This window comes from Paenibacillus sp. GbtcB18 (assembly GCF_019091125.1).
GTDB classification, from domain to species: Bacteria; Bacillota; Bacilli; order Paenibacillales; family NBRC-103111; genus Paenibacillus_F; species Paenibacillus_F chitinolyticus.
This window is the reverse complement of sequence record NZ_JAGXJX010000757.1, coordinates 1-242: the sequence shown is the minus strand read 5'-3', so window position 1 is coordinate 242 and position 242 is coordinate 1. Positions and strand designations below refer to the sequence as shown.

1 protein-coding gene is annotated in these 242 nt (G+C 53.7%); it reads left to right on the top strand.

Going from position 1 to position 242, the window contains the following annotated elements; all coding sequences use genetic code 11:
- Window positions 1-242, top strand: a 242-nt coding sequence (locus KVT34_RS30950) for a cation efflux transmembrane domain-containing protein (protein WP_217563367.1), incomplete at both ends; no start/stop codon positions are given.

Below are 242 nucleotides of genomic sequence, written 5' to 3'. Positions count from 1 at the left end.
TCTTGACCATGTGAAAGAACATTCCACGTCCATGCGTACGCTGTGGATTTCCCTACTCCTCACCTTATTTTACACCGTTGTTGAAGTTGTCGGGGGGATAATGTCGAACTCCCTCGCCCTGCTCTCGGATTCCGCGCATATGATCTCAGGCGCCATTGCACCGGGACTCAGCATGCCCGCCATTTACCTCGCCCCCCGAAACCCTAACTGCCGCTATACATCCGGTTTTCTGCGGTTCGATA